This window comes from Halanaerobium polyolivorans (assembly GCF_020711195.1).
In the GTDB taxonomy this organism is placed as follows: domain Bacteria; phylum Bacillota; class Halanaerobiia; order Halanaerobiales; family Halanaerobiaceae; genus Halanaerobium; species Halanaerobium polyolivorans.
The window spans coordinates 37982-51382 of the sequence record NZ_JAJFAT010000001.1 but is presented as its reverse complement, the minus strand read 5'-3'; the positions used below and the strand labels follow the sequence as shown (position 1 = coordinate 51382).

The 13401-nt window shown below is 33.6% G+C and carries 16 protein-coding genes; all 16 read right to left on the bottom strand.

Going from position 1 to position 13401, the window contains the following annotated elements; translation table 11 throughout:
• Nucleotides 1–24: 24 nt before the first annotated feature.
• Nucleotides 25–1092: a M24 family metallopeptidase gene (locus tag LJ207_RS00280; protein WP_369414128.1), complete on the bottom strand. Its 1068-nt coding sequence runs from the start codon at nucleotides 1090–1092 to the stop codon at nucleotides 25–27.
• Entirely contained in the window at nucleotides 1092–1538 is a 447-nt protein-coding gene (gene aroQ, locus LJ207_RS00275) for a type II 3-dehydroquinate dehydratase (RefSeq protein WP_229342945.1), read from the bottom strand. Before aroQ ends, LJ207_RS00280 begins: the two co-directional genes overlap by 1 nt.
• The gene (gene aroB / locus LJ207_RS00270) at nucleotides 1520–3121 is read right to left on the bottom strand and encodes a 3-dehydroquinate synthase (protein ID WP_229342943.1); all 1602 of its coding nucleotides are present in this window, start codon (nucleotides 3119–3121) and stop codon (nucleotides 1520–1522) included. The genes aroQ and aroB overlap by 19 nt, the downstream gene beginning before the upstream one ends.
• The gene (locus LJ207_RS00265; RefSeq protein WP_229342941.1) at nucleotides 3118–4527 is read right to left on the bottom strand and encodes an O-antigen ligase family protein; all 1410 of its coding nucleotides are present in this window, start codon (nucleotides 4525–4527) and stop codon (nucleotides 3118–3120) included. The genes aroB and LJ207_RS00265 overlap by 4 nt, the downstream gene beginning before the upstream one ends.
• Before the next feature lie 83 nt (nucleotides 4528–4610).
• A complete protein-coding gene (locus tag LJ207_RS00260; RefSeq protein ID WP_229342939.1) occupies nucleotides 4611–5906 on the bottom strand; it encodes a type II secretion system protein GspD in 1296 nt (431 codons plus the stop codon).
• On the bottom strand, nucleotides 5899–6519 hold the full coding sequence (locus LJ207_RS00255; protein ID WP_229342937.1) for a hypothetical protein: 621 nt from the start codon (nucleotides 6517–6519) through the stop codon (nucleotides 5899–5901). The genes LJ207_RS00260 and LJ207_RS00255 overlap by 8 nt, the downstream gene beginning before the upstream one ends.
• Nucleotide 6520: 1 nt before the next feature.
• Nucleotides 6521–6976, bottom strand: a complete 456-nt coding sequence (locus LJ207_RS00250) for a hypothetical protein (protein WP_229342935.1) — start codon at nucleotides 6974–6976, stop codon at nucleotides 6521–6523.
• 23 nt (nucleotides 6977–6999) lie between these two features.
• Entirely contained in the window at nucleotides 7000–7455 is a 456-nt protein-coding gene (locus LJ207_RS00245) for a PilN domain-containing protein (protein WP_229342933.1), read from the bottom strand.
• Complete coding sequence (locus tag LJ207_RS00240; RefSeq protein WP_229342932.1) at nucleotides 7449–8192, bottom strand: type IV pilus biogenesis protein PilM; 744 nt, start codon at nucleotides 8190–8192, stop codon at nucleotides 7449–7451. Before LJ207_RS00240 ends, LJ207_RS00245 begins: the two co-directional genes overlap by 7 nt.
• Nucleotides 8193–8612, bottom strand: coding sequence for a hypothetical protein (locus LJ207_RS00235; RefSeq protein WP_229342930.1), 420 nt, complete (start codon nucleotides 8610–8612; stop codon nucleotides 8193–8195).
• Between the two features lie 18 nt (nucleotides 8613–8630).
• A complete protein-coding gene (locus tag LJ207_RS00230; protein WP_229342927.1) occupies nucleotides 8631–9140 on the bottom strand; it encodes a type II secretion system protein in 510 nt (169 codons plus the stop codon).
• Entirely contained in the window at nucleotides 9112–9525 is a 414-nt protein-coding gene (locus LJ207_RS00225) for a type IV pilus modification PilV family protein (protein ID WP_229342925.1), read from the bottom strand. The genes LJ207_RS00230 and LJ207_RS00225 overlap by 29 nt, the downstream gene beginning before the upstream one ends.
• Nucleotides 9515–9994 (bottom strand): prepilin-type N-terminal cleavage/methylation domain-containing protein, encoded by a 480-nt coding sequence (locus LJ207_RS00220; protein ID WP_229342922.1) that lies wholly within the window; start codon nucleotides 9992–9994, stop codon nucleotides 9515–9517. The genes LJ207_RS00225 and LJ207_RS00220 overlap by 11 nt, the downstream gene beginning before the upstream one ends.
• Entirely contained in the window at nucleotides 9984–10418 is a 435-nt protein-coding gene (locus LJ207_RS00215; RefSeq protein ID WP_229342920.1) for a type IV pilin protein, read from the bottom strand. Before LJ207_RS00215 ends, LJ207_RS00220 begins: the two co-directional genes overlap by 11 nt.
• 24 nt (nucleotides 10419–10442) lie before the next feature.
• The gene (locus LJ207_RS00210; protein ID WP_369414133.1) at nucleotides 10443–11474 is read right to left on the bottom strand and encodes a type II secretion system F family protein; all 1032 of its coding nucleotides are present in this window, start codon (nucleotides 11472–11474) and stop codon (nucleotides 10443–10445) included.
• 8 nt (nucleotides 11475–11482) lie between these two features.
• On the bottom strand, nucleotides 11483–13162 hold the full coding sequence (locus LJ207_RS00205; protein ID WP_229342916.1) for a GspE/PulE family protein: 1680 nt from the start codon (nucleotides 13160–13162) through the stop codon (nucleotides 11483–11485).
• Nucleotides 13163–13401 lie beyond the last annotated feature (239 nt).

Here is a 13401-nt window from a genome sequence, read left to right as displayed (position 1 = left end):
ATATAGGCTTTTTAAACAAATTATTTAAAGCACTATCAGTTCTTTGGGAGCAGAATTTAAAACCTCACAGCCCTCTTCTGTTATCAGGAGGTCATCTTCTATTCTCACTCCACCAAATTCTGAGATATAGATCCCCGGTTCATCAGTAACCACCATACCTGCTTTTAAGATTCCATCAGAGGTGGGAGATAATCTGGGTCCTTCATGAATTTCAAGCCCCAATCCATGGCCTAAGCCATGGCCAAAATTATCTTCATAACCTGCTGCTGCTATATAATCTCTGGCAATTTTATCTGCTTCTACACAGCTGAGACCAGCTTTGATCTCTGAGATTACTTTTTGCTGAGCATTTAAGACCACAGAATAGATCTCCTTATGTTTGTCTGAAACCTCACCTAAGGCAATTGTTCTGGTGATATCAGAGTGATAACCCTGATAAACACAGCCAAAGTCAATGGTAATAAAGGCACCTTTTTCTATCACTTTATTTGAGGCAACCCCATGGGGTAAAGCTCCCCTTTTATCTGAAGCAACAATAAAATCAAAGGCTTTAGCTTCTGCTCCCTGTTTTCTCATAAAAAACTCCAGTTCAAGGGCAATTTCTTTTTCTCTTCTACCACTTTGAATAAAATCAAGCAAAAATTCAAAGCCCTGATCAGCTATTGCAACTGCTTTTCTTATTTTTTTAAGCTCACTTTTATCTTTGATCAGCCTCAGCTCTTCTAGCAAAGCTTCCTGAGGCTGTAGTTCAGCTAAATTTAATTTCTCTTTAAAATCAGCATAGCTTTTATAGTTGATATCTTTACTTTCAAAAGCCATTTTTTTAATATTTAAAGACTGAAGAAATTCAGCAAAATTATCGACAAAATTACTGCTGATCTCTTTGATGCTAAAACCTTGGCACTCTTTGGAAGCCTGATCAAGATAACGGAAATCTGTTATAAAAAAATTGTCTTTTTCGGTGAGCAGTATTCTCCCGGTTGTACCGGTAAAATTGCTCAAATAGCGAATATTTTCTTTTTTAGTAACTAAAAAATTATCTATCTGATTTTCCTGCATTTTTTCTCTCACTTTATTTAATCTCTGCTCCACTAATACTTCTCTCCTCCCAAAATATTATTTAGGCCTTCTAAGGCTAAACTATATCCTTGAACACCTAAGCCACTAATCTGGCCAACTGCCACAGCAGCTGTTAAAGATTTATGTCTAAATTCTTCTCTTTGATGAATATTACTGATATGAACCTCGATCACAGGTAATCGAACTGCAGCTAAAGCATCTCTCAGCACAACACTGGTGTGGGTTAATCCACCTGGATTGATTACTACCCCTGCCAGCTTTTCATAATTTTGATGCAGAAAATCGACTATCTCACCTTCGTGATTGCTCTGCATTATCTCAATTTCTAAGTCCAGTTCTTTAGCTTTTTTCCTTAAGTCCTGGTTAAGGCTCTCCAGATTATTACTTCCATAAATTTCGGGTTCTCTTAAACCCAGCATATTTAAATTTGGTCCGTGAATTACAGCCACTTTTTGCATAAGTATTCCTCCAGATATTTTTTAATATTTTTATGATCAAATTTATCGCTCAAATAAGTGTCACCAAGATCATTAATTAAAACCCACCACATTTTATTATCACTGATCTTTTTATCATGGGCTATATATTTAGCTAAATCATCTGGCCCAATATCTTTTGAGGGAAAAAGCTGATAATTAAAGCTCTGCAGCAGCTCTATTATTTGCTGAAAACTCTGCTCATTTAAAACCCCAATCTTATTTGATAAAAAGGCCGTAAAAGCAATCCCCATCACCACTGCTTCACCATGTTTGTATTTAAACTTTTCTACCCCTTCTACAGCATGACCAAAGCTGTGGCCTAAGTTCAACTTTTTGCGCAGTCCTTTATCTTTAACATCTGCAGCCACATAATAGTTTTTCATCTCCAGAGAAAGCTTAGATATTTTTTGCATTATTTCTGCTTCCAGCTCTAATATCTCTGTCTTATTTTCTTTTAATAAGGAAAAGAGGGGTTCCCCACCTAAAATGGCATATTTGATTACCTCACCTAAGCCAGATTTTACCTCAGCTTGAGAAAGGGTTTTTAACCAGTCCAAATGATAATAGACCAGTTCTGCCTGATAAAAACTACCGATCAGGTTCTTGGTATCCTTGAAGTTAACTGCTGTTTTACCACCAACACTGCTGTCAAGCTGTGAAATTAAAGTTGTAGGCATCTGAATTAATTTAAGGCCTCTAAGATAAGTTGAAGCTATAAAACCGGCTAAATCGCCTATGGTACCTCCTCCAAAGGCTATCACATAATCTGAACGGGTAAAATTATTCTCATATAAAATATCATATGCCTGCTGAAGATACTTGAGATCTTTAATTTTTTCACCTGCATCAAGTTTAAATAATATTATTTCTGCCTTTTCTGCTAAAAGATCAACAAAACCTTCTCCATGCAGTTTTAGAACTTTTTCATCTGCTGTTAACAAGACCTTACGTCCCTCAATCTTTCTTAAAATCTTCTTAAAGGAGTTAACTTTAAAACTATTATTGATGATCACCGGATATTCTATATCATTATTTTCAATTTTGATTGCTATTTTCTGGTCGGGGATTCTGCTCAAAATTTCTTCGGCAATTTCTTCTGGGTTGTGCTGGTTGCTGTCTATATGTTCGGGAATATCTTGATAAGCCTCTCTTCTTGTTTCTAATAAATCTCTCACTTTTTTTAAGGGGTTTTCCACCTCTAAAAGTGGTCTCACAATCTCAGAATCAGCACACCTTTTTATAACTTCTTCTGCACTAACATCTATACAGAATATTTCACTTTCTTCGATTAGTTTTTTGCGTAATTGAGCATCAAGTACCGCCCCTCCACCTAAAGCAATAACTGCATCTTCATCTTTTGCTAAAAGGTAGTTAATGGTTTCTTTTTCTACTTTGCGAAAATATGATTCACCATGCTGGGCAAATATCTCGGCAATAGATTTACCTTCTCTTTTAACTATTTCTTCATCATTATCATAAAATTTTAGATCTTTTTTTTCTGCAATAATTTGTGCTACTGTGCTCTTTCCGGCAGCCATAAAACCTGCTAAAAATATTTTCATCCTACTTCCTCCTCATAATTCTCGATTTCAAATTTAAATATATATGCTCCTGCAAAACCCAAAACTGTCCAATATATTGGAGCAACCGTTATAACACTGATATTCAAAGCAGCCTGAAGAACATAGGCAGCAATTGCAAAAAAGAGACAGCTTTTAATAAATCTTTTCTGATCTTCTCTCTTTTTTAGATCTATCTCTTTAAAAGTTTTAGGTTTTAACTTAAATAATATATAGCTGATTAAAGCTAGATAAATAAATAGGGCCGGTAAACCTGTTGTTACTCCCAGCTGGATGTATTCAGAATGAGCTTTATCTACTATCTGCCTCTGATTACCCTTAAATTCTTGAAAATCTTCCTGGGGGAAAACCTCAGCAAAATTGTCAGGTCCCACCCCTAAGATAGGGCTCTCTAAGAGCAGCGGCAGAGAATTTCTATAAATAAAGATCCTTGAACTTCCAACCTGATCGATCACCTCTTCATCTCCAGATGAAAGATCTCTAAAATCTCCAAATATGCTTAAAAATCTGCTGCTGACCACACCACCATGAAAAAAATTAATAAAAATGGTGATCACCAAAAAGAAGATCACTAGTTTTATTACTTCTCTTTGCTTAGTTTTTAAATAATCAAAGAGAATAATTAGGGCAATTACCGCTGTCAAGAAAAAACCCAGCCAGCTCCCTCTGGTAGCTGTAGCAAGCATAAAAGCATAAAGCAGACCACTTGCAAGAAAAGCTGAAAACTTATATTCCCCTTTTTTTGCGGCCAGATAGAACAATATCAAAGTTGGTAAAACAAGAACTACAAAACTGGCGGCAAAATTCGGGTTGCCAAAAGTGGCAAAAGCCCTATACCAATTTTCTCTAATCGGATCTCTAGTAATAAAATCAAAACCAAAAAACTGCATTAAACCATAAATTGATAAGAGAACTGCTGAACCCCAGATAAGATAAGCATAATGCTTAAATTCTTTTAACTCATCTACAAAATTAGCTGTTAAAAAAGCTAAAAATAAGTAGCTGGCTAAACTTATAAAACCCTCCCAGCGATAAACTCTCCCATGTAGGGCTGTATGTCTATCTATAGCAAAAAAAGTAGCCAGGGAAAAAAGCAGAAAAAGTGCCATCAGCAAATAATTAAATAAATTGCCTTTGATCTTTTTATCACTTTTGATAAATAGATACAAAAAGATTAAAAGCAAAACGAAGATACTGATCGATAAAATATGTAAGCGGGGCAGGTAAATATTATCAAAACGTGAGAGCTGATAATTGCTGCCATCTGTTCTATATAAATCAAATTCCCTATAAAAAGGTAAATAAGCAAATAAGATCAAGAAATTACAGATATAAATTAGAAAAATAATAGCTTTTTTTAATTTTTGATTTAAAGCCTTTTTCCCCATTTTAATCATCTACTTTCTATATCTAAGAAAAAATTCAGGGTTTCCCCTGAATTAAAATTCTATAAAAGAAGAGAATCTCCTTTTTAGTTATTTAAAATTTCTCTTATTTCTTCACTTGTTAATTGAATAAATTCTCTATTTTTATAGTTCTCTTTACTATCACTTAATTCCTGCATATTTTTGTCAAATTCTTGTTTTTTAGCTATTTTTTCTTCTTTTCCACTGTAAATGATTTTTGGGCTGATAAAAATTACCAGCTCTGAATTCATCAGCATATTTTTTTCTGATCTAAATAAATTCCCCAAAAGCGGTAGTTCAGAAAAAAAGGGGACCTTGCTTAAAGAATTTATTTCATCTTCTTTGATCAAACCTCCTATAGCTAAAACCTGCTCATTTTCTAAAATAACAGTAGTTTCTGCACTTCTAGAGTTAACTGCCGGCAGTCCATCTGCAACAACCTGTCCGATACTGTTAACAGAAGGTTTGATCTGCAGCAGGATCTGATCATCATTGATTATTTTTGGTAAAAACTCCAGCACAATTCCCGCTTCAATATAGCTTAAACTGGAAACAATATTATCTCCCTCTACCCGCTCTAATTTAACGGGGATTTGATCACCGATTACAAGTTTAGCCTTCTTTCTATCTAAGGTCATCAAGCTGGGATTAGCCAGGATATTAGAAGCTCCCTCTTCTGCTAAGATTCTTAAAGTGTCAGGCCAGCTAAGCCTGAGTTTTTCTATACTTCCTGAATCATCTTTAATAAAACTGAGTTCAGAAAGTTGATCGGGGTTTATACCAAGCTCTTTAACCTTATTGCGGCTAATTTCTTCTATTCTAGCCTTAATTAAAACCTGTTTTTGAGGTTGATCAAGCTCTAAAAGCAGTTCTTTAACTGCCTGCTGTTCTTTTAAGTCAGCTTCTACTAAGATCCCACCACTTTCTAAATTAATAAAGTTAATTTCTTTAAATGCTTTCTCTAAATGCTCAATTGCTTTTTCTGAATTTATGTGTTTTAAAAGATATTTCTCCTGAGTTATTTCCCGCTGTTGAGCTTCAATATTTTCTCTGCTGCTGACAAAAATTGTCTTATCAGTTTTGCTGTAGCTTAGATCGAAACTCTGGGTCAGCAAATCAAGAGCATCAACAAACTTAACCTCATCAAAAATTGCTGTTACATTTCCACTCACTGATTTATCAGAGATAAGATTAACCCCACCTAAATCAGCTAAAATAATTAGAGCCCTTTCTAATTCCACCCTGTTTAAATTAACACTGATCCTTTTTTGACTTAATTGAGCTGCAGAAATAAAGCTCAGCTCAAAAAGCATGATTAAAAAGACCAAAATCAAAATTAAAATTATTCTTTTTTTATTCAACTTGCTTATCCCCCCAGACCGATAATTTTGCCCTAAAGTCTTCTAAACTTATCTCAACTTTTTTAACTCCAATCTTTTCGATCATAAAGCCGGCTAATTTTTCTCCCTCTCTTTTTTCAAAGATATTATTCTGATATTCAAAAAAAGCCAGACTGTAATTCTTATCTTTAATAATTCCCTGTAGTTTAAAAGGGATAGTTATTTGCTCTATTCTCTTTTCTGCTTGCTTAATTTGCTCATCTCTGATTGGCTCTAAAAAGACTTCTTGACTCAAGTTTTCTTCATAATAAAAATCATCTCTAAAGCTTAAAAGATCTGTTTCTTTAACCGCAGCTTTTTGCTCTGCCTCTGAATCCAGACTTTGAGCAAAAAATGGATCCTGTAGCTCATCTAAAGAAGCAATCATTTTTGAGCTTTGTTCTTCAGTTTCAGCTTGATCAGGAACTTTAAGCTCAGCTTCTTTTTCTTCACTCTCCCTTTCAATATTTATTGCATTTTCTGCTGGCCTCTGCCTGATGTTATTAAAAATATTTACTCCAATTAATATTATTAAGATTGTGATCAAAACCAGGAGCAATTCTTTTTTCTTAATCTTAACTGCCATCTTTATCAACTCAGTTTCTGCTTATTATTTTTAAATTAAAGAGGAGATCTAAGTCATCTTTAAAAAGTTCTATCTTTTCTAGATCCAAAACTAGACTTCCCTTTTCTAGATCATTTAAGAAGCTGTAAACAGACTCAAAATCCCCCCTAAAACTTAAGCTTATTGCCCGGCTGCTGCTGTTATAGTGGAGCAGATTTAAGTCAAAACTACTGCTTTGTTCTATAATCTGTGCAGCCCTTGTTTCTAAATTCATACTTTGCTTTGGCAGCTTTGAGTTATTTTCTAAAAGCTTAGCTTGATAAATTTTTTCTGTTTTGATTAAATTATTTTCTGTGCTAAGTGCTTCTAATTTTAAATTGTTTAGTTCTTTAAAATTTCTATCTAAACTAAAAAGAGTATGTAATAGCAGTACTATAATTAAAATTAAAAATATTGTTTTAATTACTTTGTAATTCTCTGCTCTCATCTTTAGCCCCCCAAAGCTTTAAACTATTTGAGCTGAGTTTCTATTTTAAAATCATAGTTTTCTCCAGCTCTGATTTCTTTAAGTTCTGCTTGCTTAAAATTATTGTCATCACTTAAGAGCTCTAATAGCTTAATAATATTTTCTTTTTTAGCTGTGCTGCCCTCAAGTATTATTTTCTGCCGATCGATGATTAAACTCTGATAGCTCAGCTGATTAGAATAACTGCTTAATAAAAAGAGCAGCTCAGAAAAGAAAACTTTTTTAACTTCATTTTCTATCTCTAAACTCTTTTCAAGCCTGCTGTACCTCTGTGTCATATTTAAGTCTTCTCTGATTTCTGCCTTAATATTTTTCTGTTTTAGATTAAGATAATTATTTAAGCCAGAAAGCAGCAAAAATGTGATCAATAGTATTATCAGGCTGTATTTAAGCACCTTATCTTTGAGAGCAAATCTTTTCTCTTTAAAGGTGATCAGCATCTACTTACACACCAGAGCAGTGAACTGAGAAAAACAAAATCATCTTCTTTAAGATTGACAAAATTATCTAAATCGAGCAGTTCACTACTGCCTTCTAAAAGAGAGAGTTTAGATTTTTTTACATTAAGATAGTATTTTTTTATTTTTTCTAGCTCTTCTTTTAATTCTGATTTTTTTATTGAAGACCTAACCAGCTCTAAATAATTGTTTTCAACCAACAAGACCGTATAATCGCCACCAAACTTATAGTACAACAAAAAGTTAGCTTCATCTCTCAGCCCATTGATCACCGAATATATTACCACAGGTAAAGCAGAAACCAAATAATTGTTGCGGTTTTTATCAAGTACTGCTGTTAATGGATCAAGCTGTTCTTTTTCGGCGGCAAATAATTTGATCTCTTTGGACTTTTGATCACTTTGAGGATTATTATCCAGATAGTCATAATAATATTCATTTTCAAATTCTATCCCATTTTGATTTAATTGAGAAAATATCTGCTGTTCACTGATTTTAAAGTCATTTTTAGGCTGAATGGCCAAGGATCGATAGAGAAGATCTTCAGCAGGTATTAAAACAACATAGCGGCAGTTAAAATTGAACTTTTTAATCTTACCTATATGTTCAAGCTCAGTAATACCTTCTAATACTTCAATCTCATCTTGATTATATTTAGCGACAATGTTCTTAAAAGAATCATTACAGGGAATAGAAAGCGAGACATATTTATTAAACATCTAATCACCCCTACTAATTTTTTTATTGATTATGCTTAAATTCTCTTTATCTACAGTAATCTCAATGAGGTATTTATTATTTTTATTTGTGGATTCAGAATAAAAATAATTATATTCTTCACCTTCTTCCCCTCTAATATTTACTTTTAGCTCCTCAGCTAAATATAATTCTTCTGCCAGAGGCAGTTCAACCCCAGCATTTATTTGATATAGAATATATTCCAGACCAGCTTCCACTGCAGCTCTGTTTTGACTGCTGTAAGCTCTCTGTCTGCTGATCTGATGATTAAGGTACTGCTGCTGTATTAATAAGGGGATAAAAAGGGCGATTAGAGAGATTAAAACTAAGTTTAAATAGATGATATACCCCTTATCATTCTGCCTGATAAATTTTAGCTTAACCAAAATATATTTCTTCATTTTTGATCCTTTCACAATTTAAATCTGAACCAGTCTCTTAAGCTCTAGCAGCTGATCATCTGCCTCAATTACTAAGCTAAGCTCCAATAAGTTTGCTTGCAGATATTTAAATTCTAAACTCTGCACATTTTCAAGTAAGGAAAGATTTCTCTTAAAATCTTTCTGCAGATAGTCTTCTCCCCCCAGACCACGAGCCAAAGTTTGACCATCTTCTTGTGACTGAAGATTATAGCTTATCCACTGTTCTTTGCCATTATAGTAAGCAAAAAGCTGAACTTCTCTTTCAGAAATTAAATCTATCTGCTGAGCATATTTTAGCTGTTCTGCCATAATATCTACCAGCAGATAGGCATCTAAATTAAGCTTAGAATAGGCAGTAAAATAAGCTTGATCTGCATAAAGGCCAAGCAGAAGGTTTAAAAAGACCCCTGCCAGAACTGTGGAAATGGTGATTACTAAAATCACTTCCAGCAGGGTAAAAGCACTATCATCCTTAAATCTATTCTTTAAGAAGAGTAATAAGTTCATGTTTTCTCTCCCGATCTCTGCAGTTATAATTGACAATAATCTTTAGCTTATATAAACCTTCATAAATAACCCCATTATTCTCATAAGGGCTGAGCTCTATTTTATGCAGTTCATAATTTTTCTGCAGCTCTTCACTTTCTAAAATCTGCAGCTGTTTTAAAAACTCAGCCTCAATCTTCTGCTCAGAATCACTTAAGTCAAATTCCTTGGAGCGAAACGCTTCTAAAAGAGACTCCGTCCAGTTTACTGCATCATTTTTATCTGCCAAAAAACTGTTTATCTCCAAACCTGTTTTAATAGTTCTACTCATCACAGCCAGTACAATTCCAGCCAGAGAAATCGTGATAATTATCTCAAGCAGTGAAAAACCAGCTTCATTTTTCAATTCTAACCCTCCCCAGTTGATTTACAGTTATAGAATAGATTTTTGAGCCAGGAGCAGAAAAAGCGATTGTCCCACCCCTGGCAGCAGAAGTATTGCTAAATCTAATCCATTCATAATATTGATCTGTGATCAATTGATGATCAAGTGTTTTGTAAACTAAAAAGTGAGCCGGATAACTTCCCTTTTTCTTGATAACTTCTCTGCCCTCTTCGATGGTGTAAAAATAATAGGGGATTTCATTCTGCCCAGAATTAGGGCTGCTGTAGATCCTAAATATATAGCTTTGATTATCTATTACAGCCCTGTTTCTGGCCCACCTGAACTCTACCCCTAAGCTATCAATAAGCTCTCCCAACTTATGATGCTGAGCAGTATTAGCTCGATAAAGGTATGAGCTGCTAAACAAAATCCCCACCACCAGCAAAACTAGCATCAATTCGAGCAGAGTATAACCCTGCTCAGCTTTCAAAAGAAGGAGCTGTTACATCTGGTCCATCAACTTTACCTTCTTCAGAATGAAAGTAATAATAATTATTTGAATCAAGCTCATAATAGATAATATATTGTTCTGCATCTTCAGCTGCATCAGCCAAGTAACTGTAGTCAGCAGCAGCATTATTTAAAGCTAAAGCTTCTGAGCCGAGAACATCACTTATATCTGATCCTTCATTAGTTCCTGGATAACTATGATTATCCATATAATACATTTCTAAACCATGCATAATATTATGAAGATCACTCTTGATTACCGTTATGTTGGCCCTATCTTTGACCCCACTAAAAGTTGGAACCGCTATGCTCATCAAAATACCGATTATTGAAATCACGATTAAAAGTTCTATTAAAGTAAATCCCTCTTTTTTCCTAGCTATTCTTTTTAATAATTTACTCATTATAGTCCTCCTTTGTTTTTTAAGCTAAATAATCAAGTAAAGCTGGAACATCGGTGTGATTACCGCTGCAGCAAGAAGAGCTACAAAAACTGCAGTTAATGTGATTAAAAAAGGCTCTAAATACTGCAGCAGTCTCTCTGAACCTAATTTTAGTTTTTGGTAATAATAATCACCTGATCTTTCTAACATGGTTTCCATTTGGACGGTTTCTTCACCGCTTAAGAGCAGATAATAAAATGTATCTGGAATCAGATCTTTATCGGCAAAGCTTTCGGTTAAAGAACCACCCTTTGAAACAGCTAAAATTGTATTATTAATAAATAATTTATATTGATGGCTTGCTATTATATTTTCTAATAGTTTTAAAGCCGGAAGCAGTTTCATCCCACTTTTTAAAAATATAGCTAAATAAGAGGCTATTTTAGTTAGAATTAAATATTGATATAATCTGCCTAAAATAGGGACCTTAAATATTATTTTTTCTAAGATTCCGTTCTCTTTCTGGCTTAGAAATAGATAAATTAAACTCAGTATTAGGGTTAAAAATACTAATAAGATTAAAAATAAATATTCTTCAATGATCAGGCTCAGCCTTAAAAAAATTCTAGTTAATAAGGGAAGCTGGCCCTGGAATTCTGCAAATAATTCTAAAAAAATAGGCATGATTATTTTCATTAAAAATACTGCTGAGATTATTAGGGTTGTTAGGATTGTGATAGGATAAAAGCAGACTTTATGCAGCTTATTTTTGAGATCACTTTGATTTTGATAGTATTTCTCTAGATTATTTATGACCTGAACAAGACTGCCTGTTTTTTCTCCTGCTTTGATTACTGAGGTAAATAGTGGGGGGAATTCTTCTTTTTTTGCTAGTGATTCTGCTAGGCTATTTCCTTTTTCTAGATCTTTTAATATCTCCTGGATTAGCTTTTTATCTTCTTCAGAGCTCATCTGTTTAGAAAGTACCAATAATGATTTTGTTAAAGAAAGACCTGTTTTAAGTAATATATGAAGCTGAGAGCAAAAAAATTTTAAATTAAAATCTTTTTTGAAAATGATTTTACTCAGCTCCTTTCTAGATTAATTACCCTCAGTAGTTCTGCAATCGAACTTTCTCCCTGAGAGATTTTAAAAGCGGCATCGGCAAAAAGGCTTCTCATCCCTGATTCTTTGGCTGCCTGTTTTAGTTTTAGTCTAGAATAATTGCTGCTAATTAATTCTCTTATCTTTTCATTGACAAATAGTATTTCTGCTGCTGCAGTTCTATTTTTATAACCGCTGTTTGAACATTTACTGCAGCCAACCGCCTGATATATTTTTTTAGCCTTAAATTTTTTCTGCAGCTTTTCTGGATATGTATTTTTATCCCTTTCAACTTTTTTACATTCAGGACAGAGTTTTCTTAATAATCTTTGGGCAACCACAGCATTTAAGGTGCTGCCGATCAAATAGGGGGGTATCCCCATCTCAATCAACCTTAAGACTGCAGATACAGCATCAATGGTGTGGACAGTGCTTAAAACCAGGTGACCGGTTACTGAAGCCCTTACAGCTATTTCGGCTGTTTCTTTATCTCTGATCTCACCGATCATTATGATATCAGGATCCTGACGCAAAATTGACCTTAAGGCTCTGGCATAGCTTAAGCCCTGAGCAGGATTGATCTCAATTTGATTTAAAGCAGGTAGTTTATATTCAACCGGATTTTCGATGGTGATTATATTTAAATTCTCTGAACTAAGTTCATTTAAAATGGCAAATAGGCTGGTTGTTTTACCACTTCCGGTTGGTCCTGCTAAAAGAATGATTCCAGAATGATAATTCAATAATTCTTGAAAGCGTTTTTGATTATGAGGGCTAAAATTCAAATTATTGACTGTTAATAACTGACTGTTTCTTAATAAGAGTCTTAGTACTGCCTTTTCTCCATAGATAGTTGGAATTACCGAAGATCTAATATCATAGTTTTCTGCTTTAAATTTAAATTCCAGCTTACCATCCTGAGGGAGGTGTTTGTTGGTAATATCCATCCCAGATATTATCTTTATTCTGGAGATTACCGCTGCTGCACAGGCTAAAGGGAATTGATAATATTTTTTTATAATCCCATCTATGCGATAAAAGATCTCAAAACTATTTTGTTTAGCTTCTAAATGAATATCACTGGCTGCTAAGGAAATTGCTTCATTGAGCAAATTATTTAATAGTTTTACAACCGGAGCATCATCAACAAGACTTTTTAAACCTTTGATATCATCACTGTCAAGTCTTTCTACCTGGCTAAATTCTTTTAGTATCTCTGCGGGATCAATACTGTAATAGCTGCTGAATAATTTTTCTTTAAGGCTTTGAAAATCAGCTGCACTCATTAGTAATTCTTTGATCTCACTTTTATATTTAAACCTGAGATTTTCCTTAAAAATTGGAGATAAGGGATAAAGACAGCCCAAATATAATATTTGTTTTTCTTTTTTCAAAGCTAAAATATTATATTTTTCTACCTCAGCCAAGCTTAAAATTTGGCTTAATTCAGCCTCTATTTTAATATCATCTTCCCCATATATGTCGATGTTGAAATATTCTGATATTTTAGCAAGTAGGTGATCTTTATTACAGCACTGTTTATCTCTTAAATAAAGAATTACTGCCTCTAGCTTGTTTTCTGCTTTTATTTCTAAGAGAGACTGATAAACACTTTTGTCAATCAACTCTTCTTGATAGAGAAATTCAGAAAAATCATTCACAAAGCTCTCACTTCCTTAACAAAAAACAGATTTATATTAAATATTTTCCATATTTATAAATATTGCTTGAAAATTGCTAATATTTTACTATCGTAATTCCTTATTCTAGATATATTAGAAAAATCCTGCATTAAATTGGTATTTTTTATATATTTAGACTATATATTTTATATATAGTTAAATATTTGATAGCTCTCTTCTGCTAAATAACAGTAATCTAAACCCTTTTAATATTTTTT